Here is a 16,274-nt window from a genome sequence, read left to right on the forward strand (position 1 = left end):
TTTGGCACGCTGTTGAGTTCTCAAGGAACGGACGCTTCCTTCGGTCCCGTCTCACCGGGGCCCTCCGGGCGCTTCCCTTCGTTTTCTTCTTTCCTACGTTTCCGACTCTATCAGACTCTTCCGTGTCCGATTCCCGGTCGAAGCGGGTCAAGCGGTCCTGCTGTTTTTCGCTTTCCAGGTAATTCGCTTTCGCTTTTTCCCTTTCGGCGAGTCCGACTCTATCAGGCCTTTCCCGTTCCCTTGACCACGCCCCGCGGGCATGCCGAAGGAGAGGTACAAGGTTAGGATCTGGGCTTGAAGGTCGCCGCCGACCCCCGACTCAAAGTCGCGTTGGGGTCAGGCAGGAGTACGACAGTACAGGCCGCCGGGGAGCGAGGCAAATCGCGTGCGGTGCACCCCTAGGCCTGTCAACCAGGCTGTCTCGGGCGGAACCGGGACTTCATATGACTTACTCTGCTGAGCAGTACGCCGTCCCTCTTCAGCCGCGGCGGCGACATCTTGAATCTCCACCCCCTGGGAGGCTCCCCATGACCAACGTGACGTCCCCTCTTGCTGGACGCGCCATCGGACTCACCGCGGTTCCCGACCCGGTCTTCTCCGGCGCGATGGTCGGTCCCGGTACCGCCATCGACCCCGTGCGTGAGCCCTCCGAGGCCGTGTCCCCGGTCGACGGCATCGTCGTCTCCCTCCACCCCCACGCGTTCGTCGTCGTCGACGAGCAGGGGCACGGGGTCCTGACGCACCTCGGCATCGACACCGTCCAGCTCAACGGCGAGGGCTTCGAGCTGCTCGTCAACAAGGGGGACACGGTGACCCGGGGCCAGAGCATCGTGCGCTGGGACCCGGTCGGCGTCGAGGCGGCCGGCAAGTCACCCATCTGCCCGATCGTGGCCCTGGAGGCCACCGCCGAGTCGCTCTCCGACGTCCGTGAGGACGGGGACGTGAAGATCGGCGACACGCTGTTCGGCTGGCAGTAGCGCCTTGGGCGCGGTGACAGGCCAGTTGCACAACCACCGCGGTGACACGGTCGCCGCACAACCGGAGACGGGTGAAATGGAGACAACGCTGCGAGGCGTCGGCGTGAGCCACGGTGTGGCCATCGGCGAGGTTCGGCACATGGGTACGGCGGTGCTGGAACCGCCCGCCAAATCGATCCCCGCCGAGGAGGCCGGTCGCGAACAGGGGCGCGCCCGGCAGGCGGTGGAGGCCGTGGCGGCCGATCTGATCGCGCGTGGCAATCTGGCCGGCGGCGAGGCACAGCACGTGCTCGAGGCGCAGGCCATGATGGCCCAGGACCCTGAGCTGATGTCCGATGTCGAGCGGCGCATCGCCGTGGGGTCCACCGCCGAGCGTGCCGTGTACGACGCGTTCGCCGCGTACCGGGCGCTGCTCGCCAACGCCGGGGAGTACCTGGCGGGGCGGGTCGCCGACCTCGACGACGTACGGAACCGGATCGTGGCGCGGCTGCTCGGTGTGCCGATGCCCGGGGTTCCGGACAGCGACGAGCCGTACGTGCTGATCGCGCGCGATCTGGCGCCGGCCGACACGGCGCTGCTCGACCCGACGCTGGTGCTCGGCTTCGTCACCGAGGAGGGCGGGCCGACCAGCCACAGTGCCATTCTGGCGCGGGCGCTCGGCGTTCCGGCCGTGGTGGCTCTGCCCGGCGCCGGTGAGCTGGCCGAGGGCACGGTCGTGGCCGTGGACGGCAGCACGGGCGAGATCTTCGTCGACCCGAGCGCCGAGAAGCGTGCCGAGATGGAGGCTGCCGCCGCCGCTCGTAAGGCGGCGCTGTCCGCCTCGACCGGTCCGGGTGCCACGTCGGACGGGCACAAGGTGCCGCTGCTCGCCAATGTCGGCGGTCCGGGCGATGTGCCCGCCGCGGTCGAGGCTGGGGCCGAGGGCGTCGGGCTGTTCCGCACCGAGTTCCTCTTCCTGGACGACAGCAAGCAGGCGCCGTCCGAGGAGAAGCAGATCGCGGCCTACCGCGCGGTGCTGGAGGCGTTCCCCGAGGGGCGTGTCGTCGTACGCGTGCTGGACGCCGGGGCCGACAAGCCGCTGGACTTCCTGACGCCGGCCGACGAGCCGAACCCGGCGCTCGGTGTCCGGGGGCTGCGCAGTCTGCTGGACCACCCCGAGGTGCTGCGTACCCAGCTGACCGCGCTGGCCAAGGCCGCCGAGGGTCTGCCGGTGTACCTGGAGGTCATGGCGCCCATGGTGGCCGACCGCATCGACGCCAAGGCGTTCGCGGACGCGTGCCGTGAGGCGGGGCTGCAGGCGAAGTTCGGCGCGATGGTGGAGATCCCGTCCGCCGCTCTGCGGGCTCGGTCGATCCTCCAGGAGGTGGAGTTCCTGTCGCTGGGCACCAACGACCTGGCGCAGTACACCTTCGCCGCCGACCGTCAGGTGGGCGCGGTGTCTCGGCTCCAGGACCCGTGGCAGCCGGCGCTGCTGGACCTGGTGGCGATGTCCGCCGAGGCGGCTCGTGCCGAGGGCAAGAGCTGTGGTGTCTGTGGTGAGGCCGCCGCGGATCCGCTGCTGGCCTGTGTGCTGACCGGTCTGGGTGTCACCTCGCTCTCCATGGGTGCCGCGTCGATTCCTTATGTGCGCGCCACGCTGGCCAAGTACACGCTGGCCCAGTGCGAGCGTGCGGCGAACGCCGCCCGTTCGGCCGACTCCGCCGATGAGGCGCGCAGCGCCGCTCAGGCTGTGCTGTCCGGCGAGTAGCCGCACCGGGGTGTCTGTGTCTGTCGGAGGGGCTTCCCGCCATGTGGCGGGGAGCCCCTCCTGCTGTGTGCGTGCGTCAGCGGTGGGGCTCCGCCGGGTCGGCCCCGATGTCGAATCCCGCGCAGTACTCCACGCCGGATTCCGGGGAGACGGGCTCTCCGGTCTCGGCGTCGGTGCAGTAGGCGTTGAAGACCTCGCCCGCGGTGAGCGGGGCGAGGGCGCCGTGGGCCAGTCGCCAGCCGTGGACGCGGTCCGGGCTGTCGGGGGCGCTGGTGCGGAGCACCACTCCCCCGGGCGACTCCAGGGCGACCGCCACCGCGAGCACCGTGGCGAACTCCGCTCCTTCCGAGGTGTCCAGGCGGGCCGGGCCCGTGGTGTCGCGGTGGGTGTGGAGCACCGCCAGGAGCTGGTCGTTCTCCGTCGGCGTGGAGCAGACCAGGTGGTGCGTGCCCGGCCCGGCCGTCTCCAGCAGGCGCATCAGGAGGTGGGAGGCCCGGTCGAAGGCCGCGCGTCCGATCTCCTGACCGCAGTCCGCGCAGGCCCCGAGGTCGGCGAGGAGGAGGGTGGCGTACTCCCAGGTGGCCTGGCGGACCGCGCGGGAGACCAGGAGCGGGATGAGGTCGGTCAGGCGTTGGCCGGTGTAGGTGACGGTGGCTCCGGCGGCGGCGATCTCGGCGGTGAAGCGGCTGCGGCTGGCGCCGGTGTCCGCGTCGAGTCCGGACTCCTCGCAGAACTCGGCGTAGTCCTCGGGGTCGAAGAGGGCGATCGTGGTGTGCATGCCCTGGGCCGCCTGCGCCTTGAGCAGGCCTTCGACCTGTTGCAGATAGACGGTGTGGTCGTCGAAGGGGAAGGTCCGGTAGCGCCGCATGGCCGCGAAGTCCTGCTCGTCGGCCAGGAGGCCGACGGTGCTGGGGGCTTCGCGGCGCAGGATGCGGCGCAGGGTCGTGGCGTGGGATGCGGCGCCGTGCCTCTTGTCGTGCGCGGTGCCGTGCTTCTTGTTGTGCTGGGAGCTGTGCCTGGTGTTCTCGGTCTGCGCCATGTGTCCCCCTGTGCGCGGTGAATCCTTGCTCACTCAGCGTAATCAGGGGGACTGACAAGCGGCCTGGCGTCGGCGCTTCGCGGCCAGTTCGGCGTAGAAGTGGAGGAGGTCGAGGTTGTCGACCGAGCCGGGGTTGACCGCCTTGGCGAGTTCGGTGCCCTGGAGCAGGCGCTTGACCGGGACCTCGATGCGCTTGCCGGTGAGGGTGTGCGGGATGGCGGGGACCTCGATGACCTCGTCCGGTACGTGGCGGGGGGAGAGGTTCTCGCGGATGGTCGCCTTGATCGCCGCCCGCAGGTCGTCGTCGAGGGTGGCGCCTTCGGTGAGGTGGACGAAGAGCGGCATCCAGTACCCGCCGTCGGGCTCTTCGACGCCGATGACGAGGGACTCGCGGATCTCGGGGAGCCGTTCGACGGCCTCGTAGATGTCGGCGGAGCCCATGCGGACGCCCTGGCGGTTCAGGGTGGAGTCGGAGCGGCCGTGGATGATCACCGAGCCGCGGTCGGTGATGGTGATCCAGTCCCCGTGGCGCCAGACGCCGGGGTACGTGTCGAAGTAGCTGTCGTGGTAGCGGCTGCCGTCGGGGTCGTTCCAGAAGCGGATCGGCATGGACGGCAGCGGGTTGGTGACGACGAGTTCGCCGACCTCTCCGGTCAGGGGCTTGCCCGCCGGGTCCCAGGACTGGAGGTCGGTGCCGAGGCAGGGGGCCTGGAGTTCGCCGATGTGGACCGGGAGGGTGGGCACGGCTCCGGCGAAGCAGCTGCAGACGTCGGTGCCGCCGCTGACCGAGGCGATCCAGAGGTCGTCGGCGACTTCGTCGTGGAGCCAGCGGAAGCCGTCGGGCGGGAGCGGGGAGCCGGTGGTGGCGACGCACTGGACGCGGGAGAGGTCGAAGTCGCGGCCGGGGTGGATGCCGGCCTTGCGGCAGGCCATGACGTACGCGGCGGAGGTGCCGTAGAGGGTGGCGCCGGCCTGTTCGGCGACCCGCCACTGGGCACTCACGTCCGGGTAGCCGGGGCTGCCGTCGTACAGGACGACGGTGGTGCCGGTGAGGAGGCCGGAGACGAGGAAGTTCCACATCATCCAGCCGGTGGAGGTGTACCAGAAGAGGCGGTCCTCCGGGCCGAGGTCGCAGTGCAGGCCGATCTGCTTGAAGTGTTCGAGCAGGATGCCGCCCTGGGACTGGACGATGGCCTTGGGCAGGCCGGTGGTGCCGGAGGAGTAGAGGACCCAGAGCGGGTGGTCGAAGGGGACCTGTTCGAAGACCGGTTCGGTGTCGGCGGAGGTGAGGGCGGCCCAGGCGAGGGCGCCTTCGGGGGCGTCGGTGCCCAGCAGCGGGATGTGGACGACGGCGCGCAGGGTGGGCAGTTCGCGGCGGAGTTCGGCGACGGTCTCCGTACGGTCGTGCTCCTTGCCGCCGTAGCGGTAGCCGTCGACGGTGAACAGGACGACGGGCTCGATCTGCTGGAACCGGTCCAGGACGCTGCGGGCGCCGAAGTCGGGGGCGCAGGAGGTCCAGACGCCGCCGACGGCCGCGGTGGCGAGGAAGGCGACGACGGCCTGCGGGATGTTCGGGAGGTAGCCGCTGACGCGGTCGCCGGGGGTGACGCCGATGGCGCGGAGTTCGGCGGCCAGGGCGCCGACCTGGCGGCGGAGGTCGGACCAGCTGGTGGCGTCCTGGGTGTGGGTCTCGTCGACGTGGAGGAGGGCGGGGCTGTCCGCGCGGGCCGGGTCCTCGGCGGTGCGCAGGGCGTGTTCGGCGTAGTTGAGGGTGGCGCCGGGGAACCAGGTGGCGCCGGGCATGGTGCGGTCGCCGATGACGCTCTCGTACGGAGTGGAGAAGCGGATGTCGAACCACTCGGCGACGGCCTGCCAGAAGGTGTCGAGCTCGTCGACGGACCAGCGGTGCAGGGCCTCGTACCCGCCGTCGGCGGGGGCTCCGAAGCGGCCCGCGGCCCAGTTCTGGAAGCGGGTGACGGCGGCGGCGGCGATGCGGTCGGGGCCGGGCTGCCAGAGGGGGGCGTCGGGCGTGGCTGCGGTCATCGGGCGGCTCCCTGGCTGGACGGGTACGCGGGTGGCGTGTCGGCGCGCACGGGCTGGGGTGTGCGCGTGAGCGGCTGACACGGACGATGCCATGTGATCGTCTTCGGCACCAGAGTGGGCCGGCGTGAGGTGGGCTTCGATTCTTCGGCCGGAGCGGGTGAACGGGAGTTGAACGGAAGGTTCCGGGCTCCGGGTGGGTGGCAGGGTGTGCCCCATGGACGGTCGTGACCTGGTGCGTCGGGTGAGGTTGGTCGGTTCGGTACGGGGGCTGCGCACGGTGCGCGCGGCCTGGCGGCGCCGGTCGGCGGATGCGCGTGCGCTGCCCGCGCGCGGTGTGGAACGGGCCCGGGTGCCCGGTGCTCTGGAGGGGGCGGAGCCGGCGCCGGGCGGGGGTGTGGTGCGGTTCGCCCGTTCGGAACTGAGGGTCCGGGTGGCGGTGGGCGGTGCGGTGTTCTGGGCGTGGGACGGGGCCGATCCGCTGCCGTCGTACGCGTTGGCGGGAGAGGTGCCGGCGCCGGATCCGCGGGCGGTGCTGGAGCCGGGCCAGGACGGCGGCTGGCAGGTGGTCTCCGAGCGGCTCACGGTGCTCGTGTCGCGCACCGGTGCGGTGGAGCTGCGGACGCCGGGCGGGGTGCTGTTGCGGCGGGAGTTGCCGCCGCGATGGTGGGAGCCGGTGGGCGGGGGCGCGGTGCGGTGGGTGCAGCGGTCGGAGGTACCCGCGGACGCTCGGTTCTTCGGGCTCGGCGGGCGGGCGTCGGGGCCCCGGCTGCGGGACGGGGCGTACGGGCTGTGGAACACCGACCCGGGCGGGCGGTTCGGTCCGGGGGACGATCCGCTGTATCTGACGATGCCGGTGCAGGTGGTGGTGTCGGACGCGGGGACCCATCTGGCCTTCCACGACAACACCTGGGCGGGCCGGGTGGTGGTGCGCGAGGGCCAGGAGGGCGCGGGTTCCGGGCACGACCGGCCGGGGACCTGCGAAGTGCGGATGGAGGGCGGTCCGCTGCGCTGCTGGGTGGTGGCGGGGACGCCGGCCCGGGTGCTGCGGGGGTGGACGGCGCTGACGGGCGCGCCGGCGGTGCCACCGTCGTGGGCGCTGGGTCCGCAGCACGCCCGGTGGGGGTTCGGCGGGGAGCGGGAGGTGCGGCGGGTGGTGGCCGGGTACCGGGAGCGGGGGCTTCCGCTGTCCGTGCTGCATCTGGACATCGACCACTACGACGGGCACCGGGTGTTCACGGTCGACCGGAGCCGGTTCCCCGCGCTGCCCGAGCTGGCGAAGGAGTTGCGTGACGAGGGTGTGCGGCTGGTGTCGATCGTCGATCCGGCGGTGAAGGCGGCGCCCGGGGACGCGGTGTTCGACGCGGGCGTGGCACTCGGAGAGCGGGGGGCGTACGTCCGGGACGCGCGGGGGCGGGTGGTGGTGGGCGAGGTGTGGCCCGGGGCCTGCGTCTATCCGGATTTCACCGATCCGCTTGTGCGGGAGTGGTGGGGATCTCTGTACGAGGAGCGGCTTGCGCAGGGCTTCTCGGGGGTCTGGCACGACATGAACGAGCCGGTGTCGTTCACCGCGTTCGGGGATCCGTCGCTGCCCCGCTCCGCCCGGCACGTCCTGGAGGGCCACGGCGGCGACCACCGCGAGGCGCACAACGTGTACGGGCTGGCGATGGCGCGTGCCGGGTACGAGGGGCTGCTGCGGCTGCGTCCGGACGAGCGGCCGTTCCTGTTCTCGCGCTCGGGCTGGGCGGGGATGCAGAGGTACGGGGGCACCTGGTCCGGTGATGTGTCGACCGGGTGGCCGGGGCTGCGGGCGTCGCTCTCGCTGGTGCTGGGCCTCGGGCTGTGCGGGGTGCCGTACTCGGGTCCGGATGTGGGCGGGTTCGACGGGTTCCCGTCGCCGGAGCTGTACCTGCGGTGGTTCCAGATGAGCGCCTACCTGCCGCTGTTCCGGACCCATTCGGCGATCGACGCGGGGCGGCGGGAGCCGTGGGAGTTCGGGCCCGAGGTGCTGGAGCACGCGCGGGCCGCGCTGGTGGAGCGGGAGCGGCTGCGCCCGTACTTCGTGACGCTGTCGCAGGTGGCGCGGCTGTCGGGGGCGCCCTATGTGCGGCCGGTGTGGTGGGCGGCGCCGGGCGACCGTGCCTTGCGGGGGTGCGAGGACGCGTTCCTGTTGGGCGACGCGCTGCTGGTCGCGCCGGTGCTGGAGAGCGGTGCGGACCGGCGGGTGGTGCGGCTGCCCCGGGGGCGCTGGTACGACACGGCGACCGGGCGAGCGTACGAGGGGCCGGGGCCGGTGGTGATCGACGCGCCGCTGTCCCGGATCCCGGTGCTGGCTCGGGCGGGGGCGGTGGTTCCGGTGCGGGACGCGGACGGGGACCTGGAGCTGGAGGTGTGGGCGCCGGCTCCGGGGCGGACCGGGGGCGGGCTGGTGGTCCGGGATCCGGGTGACGGGTGGGCCGAGGCGGAGGTCGAGCGGTATGTGTCACGGTGGGAGGGCGACCGGGTCGTGGTGGAGCGGGACGGCGGGGAGGGGGCGGGGGCGGTCGGACTTCCGGTGCGGGTGCGGGGGGTGGAGGGGTGATGGGGTGATGGCGTAGCGGGGGCGTCTTCGGGGGCACGGAGCAGGGACCGGTCTGGTGGGCTCGGTCGTACGGGGCGGCCTCGTCGGCTCGGCCGAACGAGACCGCCTCCTCGGCTCGGGCCCTGCCGGGTGGGCTCCCTGGCTCGGCCGTACTCGGCGGTCCCCTCGGCTCAGCCATAGGGGGCCGGCTTCCTCGCTCAGCCGTAGCGGCCCGCGAACCAGGCGTCCACCGCCTCGGTGTGCAGCGGGAAGGCCAGCGGGCGGGGGGCGCGGAGGATCTCGTACCCCGATGTCTCGTGGGTGGGGACGGAGGGCGGCAGGCTGGACAGGGGCCGTTGCGGAAGGAGCCCGAAGAGCAGGAGGTGGCCGCCGGTGTCGCTGAGGGCGTCGGCGAGGCGGACGTCCTGTTCGTCGGCCTCGATCCCGGTCTCCTCGCGCAGTTCGCGGACGACCGCGTGGCGCCAGTCCTCGGCGTGGTCGATGAAGCCGCCGGGCAGCGCCGTGCCACCCTTCTGCGGCTGGATGGTGCGCGTGATGACGACGAGCCCGGCCGCGCTCGGGCCGCTCACGGGGAGCAGGGCCACGGCGACCGGGAGCGGGTTGCGGTAGGCGGTGGCGCCGCAGTGCGGGCAGGTGCGGGGCCAGGTGCCGGGTGCCGGGAGGGCGGTGTACGGGGCTCCGCAGGTGGAGCAGTGGGAGTCCTTGACGTACGGGGCCGGGCGCCGGCCGGTCGTCGGGGCGGGGCTGCTGGTGGGCTCGGACACGGGCGGACTGTATCCGATCGTCCTTCCGCCGGGGGCCTGGAGCTGATAGACGGTGTGCTCATGACAGGAATGCGTACCGCTCTCCGCGCTCTGGCCACCGCTGCCGCCGCCACCGCCCTGCTCGTCACCACGGCCGTCTCCCCTACTCCGGCGCAGGCCCGGCCCGACCCCGCTCCGGCCCAAGGGCACCCCGAGCCCGCTCCGGCCCAGGACCGCCCCCAGCACCGCCCCGGGCCGAAGGCGCCCGACGGGTTCGTGGCGTTGCGGTCGGTGGATCCGACGATCATCCAGGAGATGCGCTACACCACAGCCCACACGTTCCTCGGCGAGCGCGTCGACGGCTACCGGCAGCCGGTCTGCATCCTGACCCGGCCCGCCGCCCGTGCGCTGCATCGGGCGCAGAAGCGGCTGCTGCGCCAGGGGTATTCGCTGAAGGTGTACGACTGTTACCGGCCGCAGCGGGCGGTGGACCACTTCGTACGCTGGGCGAAGGATCTCGAAGACCAGTCCATGAAAGGGGAGTTCTATCCACTGGTCGACAAGGAGCGGCTGTTCGAGGACGGTTACATCGCGGAGAGGTCCGGACACAGCAGGGGCAGCACGGTGGACCTGACCCTGGTCCGGCTGCCGGCCCTGCCGACCAGGCCGTACCGGCCGGGTGAACGGCTGACGCCCTGCTTCGCGCCGAAGGGTGAGCGGTTCCCCGACAACTCGGTGGACATGGGGACCGGTTACGACTGCTTCGACACCCTGTCGCACACGGACGATCCCCGGATCCAGGGGGTTCAGCGCGCCAACCGGCAGTTTCTGAAGCGGACGTTGGGCGAGGTGGGGTTCGTGAACCTGCCCGAGGAGTGGTGGCACTTCACCTACCGGCCCGAGCTGTTCCCGGACACCTACTTCGACTTCCCGGTGGACCGCGGGTCGGTCGCCGGGCGCTGAGCGGGCGACCGGGACCACCCCCGTGGGCTCCGGCCGCCCGTTCTTCATTTCGGACGCGAAAGGGGCGTGTTCGGTTGCCGATCGGGCCGATACGGTGCCCGTATGTCACAGCAGACGTTCGATTCGTACGAGGAATTCTGGCCGTACTACGTCGCGATGCACTCGCGTGCCGCCACCCGCTGGGTCCATCTGACCGGCACCCTCACCGGCCTCACGATCGCCGCCTACGGGCTGGCGCGGGGCCGGAGGCGGTATCTCGCGGCGCTGCCGCTGATCGGGTACGGCACGGCCTGGCCCGCGCACTTCCTGATCGAGAAGAACAACCCGGCGACGTTCGGGCATCCGGCGTGGTCGCTGCGTGGGGACGCGCAGATGATCGGGATGATGCTCGCGGGCCGGGACGCCGAGTTGGCGCGGACCGCGGCCAAGTGGCTGGCCGAGAACGGCTGAGCCGCGTACGGGACAGCCCCTCTGGCCGCTCATCGCGCAACTCTCCGCGTTGGTACCCCAGTTGGGCGACCGGACCGGTGGCGGCCGGCGGGCCGCGGCCGACCCTGGGCTGTCGGGGCGCGGTTCGGCTGTGGTGGCGCCCTTCTCAGGCGGGCCGTCAGGTGGTGGCGACGGGCCGCCGGTCCCGCGCCGCGCGCTCCAGGGCGTGCTCGACCACCGCGACCAGGACGTCACGTACCGAGGAGCGGTCCCGCGCGTCGCACAGCAGCACCTGGACCTCGGGGTCGAGGTCCAGGGCTGCCCGCACCGTCTCGGCCGGGAACAGGCCTGCTCCCTCGAAGCAGTTGACGGCCACCGTGAACGGGATCCGGCGGCGCTCGAAGTAGTCGACCGCGGCGAAGCAGTCCTCCAGGCGCCGGGTGTCGGCGAGGACCACCGCGCCCAGGGCCCCCTGGGCCAGCTCGTCCCAGAGGAACCAGAAGCGGTCCTGGCCCGGCGTGCCGAAGAGGTAGAGGACCAGGTCCTCGCGGAGCGTGATCCGGCCGAAGTCCATGGCGACCGTGGTGGTGGTCTTGGACTCCACCCCCGCCAGGTCGTCCACCGGGCGGCCCGCCTCGCTCAGCCGCTCCTCCGTGCGCAGCGGTCTGATCTCGCTGACCGCGCCGACCGCGGTCGTCTTGCCGACGCCGAACCCTCCCGCCACCAGGATCTTCAGGGTGACGGGCTCGACGAGCCGCTGCTTCCTGCGGCTAGAGCGCCCGAAGGCCATTGATCACCTCGCGGAGAATGTTCACGTCCGGCAGCTCGGCCGGCGGAACGGGACGGGTGACGTGCACCAGCTCGTCCTCGACGAGATCGCCGACCAGGACCCGTACCACCCCTACGGGCAGGTCGAGTTCGGCGGCGAGCTCGGCGATCGACTGGGGCATGTCGCTGCAGAGTTCGACGATCGTGACGTGTTCGGGCGCGAGCGTCTGGTCCCGGCCGGGGTCCTCGGCGGCCGGTTCGGGCACGACGAGGGCGATGAGGTCGAGCCGGTGCCGGGAGGCGCTGCTGGTACGCCCCCGGGTCATGGCGTACGGGCGGACCACCGGCCCGGCCTCCGCGTCGTACCACCGCGAGGACTGGGGGTCCGCGGTCCCGTCCGGGGATCCGGGGTCCGTGCCCCGGGGGGAGTCAGCGCTCATGCCCGCCACTCATCCTCCGGCGGGCAGACCGGTCGTCCGTGGGGTGTTGGCCAGGTGGGCCCCCACGCGCTTGACCATCAGCGTCATCTCGTACGCCACCTGGCCCACGTCGGAGTCGGCGTCGGACAGGACGGCGAGACAGCTGCCGTCGCCCGCCGCGGACACGAAGAGGAACGCCTCGTCCAGTTCGACGACGGTCTGGCGTACCTGGCCCGCGTCGAAGTGGCGGCCCACGCCCTTGGCGAGGCTGTGGAATCCGGAGGCGACGGCGGCCAGATGCTCGCTGTCCTCGCGGGTCAGGTCCTGTGAGGCGCCGGTGGCGAGCCCGTCGCTGGAGAGCACCAGCGCCTTGCGGATGCTGGCGACGCGCTGGACGAGTTCGTCGAGCAGCCAGTTCAGTTCGCCCGAGCCGAGGCGTGCGGGGTTGGGTGCTGCGGCGTTCGGTGCGGTCATCGACCGTCCCCTCCCGGAGTGGTTCCTGGTGCTGTTCCCTCGAAGCCGGCCGCGCCCTGTGCGTCCTCGGCGTTCTGCCGACGACCGCGCTGCCAGCCGCGCTGGAGTGAAGCCATGCGATTGCGTACCTCGTCCGCGTCACGCTCGACGTCGTCGACCGTGTCCACGGGCGCCCGGTGCGGAGTCCGGTCTGCGGAGTCCTCACGGAGCTGGGGGGCGAGGCTGGCCTGCCGGACCCGCCGGGGCAGGCCGCCCACGGTGTCGGGGGCGGTGGGACCGGCCGGCGCGGGGGCGGTGTCGCGCCGGGCCTCGGTGATGTCGCGCTGCTCGTCGGTGGTCGCGCGCCCCGCGTCGGCGGCGGCGTGCCGGGCGTCGTCGGGGTCGGGCGGTGTGGTGCTGAGCGGTGCGGGTGAGCGCTGCGCGGCGCGGGCGGCCCAGGGGGTGGTGTGCGCGACCGGTCCGGTCGGGGTGCGGGGCGCGGGCGGCTCGGCGGCGGTGGTGGCGTCCGGGGTCCGGTCGTCCACGCGGCGGCCCCGGTCGGTGACCAGCGTCGGCGGGGTGCGGCGCGGCAGGGGTGCCGGGCCGCTGGGGCGCATCGGGCGGACCTCGGCTGTGGGGCCTTGGCCGTGGTCGCGGGCCTGCTGGTGCTGTTCGCGGTCGGTGGCGCGGCGGGCGCCGCCGCCGTGCGACTTGCCGACGTCCTCGCGGCGCGCGTCCCGGGCCTGCTCGCCGCGTGGGCCCCGGCCGTCCTCACGGCGCAGGCTCCGCTCGTCCCCGGGGCGTGGGTCCCGGCCGTCCTCGCGGCGCAGGTCGCGGGCGCGGAAGATGCCGCCGCGTTCGCTCTCGGTGTCCTCCAGGTCGAAGACTCCGTCGAGCACGGGCCCCAGGGCCGGATCGAGGACCGGGTCCGCGTCGGAGGAGCGGTCCAGCAGGTCGCCGGCGAGGTCCAGGGGGCCGACGGGGGCTTCCAGTTCGACCGGGCCGTCGAGTGCGGCCGTTCCGGTGAGGCCGGTGGGGACCGGGGAGAGGACCGCGGACCTGCCGTTGACACGGCGCTCCGCACCCGACGTGGCGGCCTCCGTGCTCCGCGCCGCGTCCGTGCCTCGGCCGCTGCCGATCGCCCGCTCGGCCCGGCGGTCGAGACGGAAGCCGGTGCCGTGGGTGTCGGGGGCCTCGGTGAGGAGGGCGGCGGGGATGAAGACGACCGCGGTGGTGCCCCCGTACGGCGATTTCTGCAGGGAGACCCGGACGTTCTGGCGCTGGGCGAGCCGGCTCACCACGAAGAGGCCGAGGCGGTCGGTGTCGGAGAGCTCGAAGTCGGGGGTCTCGGCGAGCCTCAGGTTGGCGTCGAGCAGGACCTCCGGGGGCATGCCGAGGCCTCGGTCGTGGATCTCGAGGGTGAAGCCGTTGGAGACGCGTTCGCCGTGCACCTGGACCGCGGTGTGCGGGGGCGAGAAGACGGTGGCGTTCTCCAGGAGTTCGGCGATGAGGTGGGTGAGGTCGGCGACGGCGGGGCCGCCCACGCCGATCCGGGGCAGCCGCCGGACCTCGATGCGTTCGTAGTCCTCGACCTCGGCGACGGCGGCCCGCACCACGTCCATGAGCTGGATGGGTTTGCGCCACTGGCGGGAGGGGGCGGCGCCGGAGAGGATCACGAGCCCTTCGGCGTGGCGCCGCATGCGGGTGGTGAGGTGGTCGAGGCGGAACAGGTCGGCGAGCTCGTCGCTGTTCTCGGTGCGGCGCTCCATGGTGTCCAGCAGGGTCAGCTGGCGGTGCAGGAGGACCTGGTTGCGGCGGGCGAGGTTGACGAAGACCTCGGAGACCCCGCGGCGCATGTCCGCCTGCTTGACCGCGGCCTCGACGGCGGCGCGCTGGAGGGTGTTGAGCGCCTGGCCGACCTGGCCGATCTCGTCGCGCTCGTAGGTGAGGTGCGGGGCCTCGGTCTCGACGTCGACGTGTTCGCCGGCGGCCAGCCGCCGCATGACGCTCGGCAGCCGGACGCCGGAGACCTCGTGGGCGTCCTTGCGGAGCCGGGAGAGGTCACGGATGAGCTCGCGGCCGATACGTACGGAGACGAAGATCGAGACGATCAGGGCCAGGAAGCCGAGGACTCCGGCGACACCGGCCTGGGCCAGGACCCGGTATCCGACCGGTTCCGCGCGGTCCTGGAAGCGGTTGCCCATCTCCCGGGAGTCGTTCGCGAGCCGGTCGAGGACGGGCGGGGCCGCCTCCTGCCACCGCTCGGTGTCGACGGCGCCCGGACGCCTGGTGGGCCCGGCGGCGATCAGGGTGTCCTCGGCGGTGCGCAGCGGTTCGGCGTCCGGGCTGCTCCAGAACTGCTCGACGCGGCGGCGTTCGGCGGCGGGGAGGTTTTCGAGGCTGACCTCGTAGAGCATCTCGCGCTGGGCCACCAGGCCGGATATCTGGCGCAGTTCGGGGGTGGTGAAGCGGCCCGCGATCAGGCCCGACGCGACCAGCGCGTCCTCGCGCGACAGCATCTCGCGGGCCCGGGATATCCCGACCAGCGCCCGCATCTGCTTGTCCAGCGACCCGTTCTCCGTGGTGTGGAGACCGTTGAGGAAGCGGTACGCGGGGTCGACGAGGCCGTTGTAGAAGTCCAGCGCCTTCGCCCGGCCGATGGTCCGCTTCTCGACGGATTCGCGCAGGGAACCCAGGCCGTCGACGGCGCTCAGGATCGCGTCGAGCCGGGTGCGGGCCTCGGCGTCGAGCGCCTCGCGGACGTCGTCCTGCCCGGCGCTGTCCCTGACCTCGGCCACCACCCGGTCGGTGTCGGCCCGACGGCTCAGCAGGAGGGGGAGGGCGTCGGAGGCGCGGGGGTCGGCCAGGAAGACCAGGGTCTGCCGGCGTTCCGCCTGCACGACGCGGACCGCGTCCTCCAGGGGGCCGGCGACCTTCTCCACGGTGTTGCTGACGCTCATCAGCTCGGTCGCCTGGCGGCCGGTGACGTACGTGGCGAGGACCCATAGGCCCGTGAGGGAGACGAGCGGCACAAGCAGCAACGCCACGATCTTCCTGCGGATGGACTTCCCGCGAAAGCGCATGGCCTCCCCCAGATCGGCCCCGCACCGCGGGGTGGTCTTTCTCCCGGTCGTCCCTCGACCCTGCCCCGACGTGCGCCGCGCTGACACCGGCGCCCATCGGACCGACGCGGGCGAGGGTCCGTCCTGCGTCAATAAACGGCGCGAGCCTACTACCGACACAGAGACAACTCGAAGACACGTCCGGATGATTTTCAGCCGTCCGGCCAGGGTTTGATCATGAGTTGTCCCGGTATTCCCGGAGATGAAATTCGCGAAAGCGGCAGAGGATCCCCACCGAACCCCCGGGTGCGGGCCCAGATCAGTTGGCTGGAATTATTCGTTCCGTAGCCATCTGGGGCCCTGCGGTGCCTTTCGGGGGGAATCTTCGGAGCGGGTGGTTCGTCCATATGTACGGGGTAGGCGCAGGGTGGTGGCACGCGCGGCAGTTCGTAGTCCGACCGCCCGCGTAGAACCGGCGCAAGCCGGGCAGCCACCCTGAAGTCGGACAGTGGTGGGGAGTTGAAGGACCTTGAGCACGCAGGAGCGCGGCAGCGCCGGAGTGACGGCCGGCACCGCGAGGGCGGACGCCGTGGACGGGGCGGGGGTGCCGCGGCAGTTGTGGGTGGAGGAGCCGGCCGGGAAGCGGCGGATGCCTGACGCGGTGCGGACGGCCGCTGTGCGCGCCGTCATCATCATGTCTCTGACGATCATCCAGGCGGTGATCGCCTTTCTGTGCACGCTGGCCGGATCCTGGCTGGCCTTCCCGATGGTGCTCAGCGGCGTGGCCAGCACGGTGGTCGCCACCTGGGCGGTGCTGGACGTCTGGGTCACCCGGCAGGTGTGGAACCAGCGCCACGGCGTGGTGTCGGAGCCGAGCAGCACCGCCCGGCAGATGCGCCGGGAGCGTCGGCAGGCCCAGCGGGCGGCGCGAGCGGCCGGGCGGGACGAGGCGGGCGGCAGGGTACGCGGCCGGCGGAGCGCCGGAGATCTCTCCCGGGCCTGAGGCCGCCCGGGCGGGCGCGCCCGGCCCCGGGGCCCCCCCGGCGGGGGCCA

General features: G+C 72.5%; 13 protein-coding genes. 6 read left to right on the forward strand and 7 right to left on the reverse strand.

Features of this window, described 5'->3' with window-relative positions:
• Positions 1-527 precede the first annotated feature (527 nt).
• Together AB0917_RS28840 and ptsP are read left to right on the forward strand one after the other, a co-directional pair.
• Positions 528-977 carry a PTS glucose transporter subunit IIA gene (locus tag AB0917_RS28840; RefSeq protein WP_366822618.1) on the forward strand — a complete coding sequence of 150 codons (450 nt, stop codon included), beginning with the start codon at positions 528-530 and terminating at the stop codon, positions 975-977.
• A 76-nt stretch (positions 978-1,053) separates the two neighbouring features.
• On the forward strand, positions 1,054-2,724 hold the full coding sequence (gene ptsP, locus AB0917_RS28845; RefSeq protein WP_366822619.1) for a phosphoenolpyruvate--protein phosphotransferase: 1,671 nt from the start codon (positions 1,054-1,056) through the stop codon (positions 2,722-2,724).
• Between the two features lie 76 nt (positions 2,725-2,800).
• Here ptsP and AB0917_RS28850 read toward each other — a convergent pair whose 3' ends face one another.
• Both AB0917_RS28850 and AB0917_RS28855 read right to left on the reverse strand, forming a co-directional pair.
• Positions 2,801-3,763, reverse strand: coding sequence for a hypothetical protein (locus AB0917_RS28850; protein WP_366822620.1), 963 nt, complete (start codon positions 3,761-3,763; stop codon positions 2,801-2,803).
• A gap of 42 nt (positions 3,764-3,805) precedes the next feature.
• Positions 3,806-5,806, reverse strand: a complete 2,001-nt coding sequence (locus tag AB0917_RS28855) for an acetoacetate--CoA ligase (RefSeq protein ID WP_366822621.1) — start codon at positions 5,804-5,806, stop codon at positions 3,806-3,808.
• 214 nt (positions 5,807-6,020) lie between these two features.
• On the opposite strand from AB0917_RS28855, the gene AB0917_RS28860 reads away from it, so the two are divergent.
• Positions 6,021-8,384: a glycoside hydrolase family 31 protein gene (locus tag AB0917_RS28860; protein ID WP_366822622.1), complete on the forward strand. Its 2,364-nt coding sequence runs from the start codon at positions 6,021-6,023 to the stop codon at positions 8,382-8,384.
• A 197-nt stretch (positions 8,385-8,581) separates the two neighbouring features.
• On the opposite strand, the gene AB0917_RS28865 is transcribed toward AB0917_RS28860, so the two are convergent.
• Positions 8,582-9,148, reverse strand: a complete 567-nt coding sequence (locus AB0917_RS28865) for an NUDIX domain-containing protein (RefSeq protein WP_366822623.1) — start codon at positions 9,146-9,148, stop codon at positions 8,582-8,584.
• Between the two features lie 60 nt (positions 9,149-9,208).
• Between AB0917_RS28865 and AB0917_RS28870 the strand changes: the two genes are divergently transcribed.
• Both AB0917_RS28870 and AB0917_RS28875 read left to right on the forward strand, forming a co-directional pair.
• Positions 9,209-10,090: a M15 family metallopeptidase gene (locus AB0917_RS28870; RefSeq protein ID WP_366822624.1), complete on the forward strand. Its 882-nt coding sequence runs from the start codon at positions 9,209-9,211 to the stop codon at positions 10,088-10,090.
• Between the two features lie 102 nt (positions 10,091-10,192).
• The gene (locus AB0917_RS28875) at positions 10,193-10,540 is read left to right on the forward strand and encodes a DUF962 domain-containing protein (RefSeq protein ID WP_366822625.1); all 348 of its coding nucleotides are present in this window, start codon (positions 10,193-10,195) and stop codon (positions 10,538-10,540) included.
• 157 nt (positions 10,541-10,697) lie between these two features.
• On the opposite strand, the gene AB0917_RS28880 is transcribed toward AB0917_RS28875, so the two are convergent.
• The 4 genes from AB0917_RS28880 to AB0917_RS28895 are packed head-to-tail and all read right to left on the reverse strand — an operon-like array spanning position 10,698 to position 15,242.
• A complete protein-coding gene (locus AB0917_RS28880) occupies positions 10,698-11,309 on the reverse strand; it encodes an ATP/GTP-binding protein (RefSeq protein ID WP_366822626.1) in 612 nt (203 codons plus the stop codon).
• Positions 11,290-11,727, reverse strand: coding sequence for a DUF742 domain-containing protein (locus AB0917_RS28885; RefSeq protein WP_366822627.1), 438 nt, complete (start codon positions 11,725-11,727; stop codon positions 11,290-11,292). Before AB0917_RS28885 ends, AB0917_RS28880 begins: the two co-directional genes overlap by 20 nt.
• A gap of 9 nt (positions 11,728-11,736) precedes the next feature.
• Positions 11,737-12,180: a roadblock/LC7 domain-containing protein gene (locus AB0917_RS28890; protein ID WP_366822628.1), complete on the reverse strand. Its 444-nt coding sequence runs from the start codon at positions 12,178-12,180 to the stop codon at positions 11,737-11,739.
• Positions 12,177-15,242 carry a nitrate- and nitrite sensing domain-containing protein gene (locus AB0917_RS28895; RefSeq protein ID WP_366822629.1) on the reverse strand — a complete coding sequence of 1,022 codons (3,066 nt, stop codon included), beginning with the start codon at positions 15,240-15,242 and terminating at the stop codon, positions 12,177-12,179. Before AB0917_RS28895 ends, AB0917_RS28890 begins: the two co-directional genes overlap by 4 nt.
• 628 nt (positions 15,243-15,870) lie before the next feature.
• Here AB0917_RS28895 and AB0917_RS28900 point away from each other — a divergent pair.
• On the forward strand, positions 15,871-16,224 hold the full coding sequence (locus AB0917_RS28900) for a hypothetical protein (RefSeq protein WP_366822630.1): 354 nt from the start codon (positions 15,871-15,873) through the stop codon (positions 16,222-16,224).
• Positions 16,225-16,274 lie beyond the last annotated feature (50 nt).

This window comes from Streptomyces sp. NPDC007346 (genome assembly GCF_040703535.1).
Lineage (GTDB): Bacteria > Actinomycetota > Actinomycetes > Streptomycetales > Streptomycetaceae > Streptomyces.